The organism is Paenibacillus sp. 102 (genome assembly GCF_039549175.1).
Taxonomy (GTDB): domain Bacteria; phylum Bacillota; class Bacilli; order Bacillales; family Bacillaceae_G; genus Bacillus_A.
This window is the reverse complement of the sequence record NZ_JBCGHT010000084.1, coordinates 1-309: the sequence shown is the minus strand read 5'-3', so window position 1 is coordinate 309 and position 309 is coordinate 1. Positions and strand designations below refer to the sequence as shown.

The 309-nt window shown below is 41.7% G+C and carries 2 rRNA genes; both read left to right on the top strand.

What is annotated here, in order from left to right:
• Positions 1-83: ribosomal RNA gene (locus AAIE21_RS29440) — 23S ribosomal RNA — on the top strand; the annotation flags it as partial.
• A gap of 101 nt (positions 84-184) precedes the next feature.
• Positions 185-300 (top strand): 5S ribosomal RNA (gene rrf / locus AAIE21_RS29435).
• Positions 301-309 lie beyond the last annotated feature (9 nt).

Here is a 309-nt window from a genome sequence, read left to right as displayed (position 1 = left end):
AGATGATCAGGTTGATAGGTTCGAGGTGGAAGCATGGTGACATGTGGAGCTGACGAATACTAATAGATCGAGGACTTAACCGTATAATATGAAGCAATGTTATCTAGTTTTGAGAGAACATAAAAAAACTTGTTGACATTTTAAATGAATCAAGTATAATAATGATTGTCTCAAATGAATAAAGTCTGGTAATGATGGCAGAGAGGTCACACCCGTTCCCATACCGAACACGGAAGTTAAGCTCTCTAGCGCCGATGGTAGTTGGGACCTTGTCCCTGTGAGAGTAGGACGTTGCCAGGCAAATGGAGG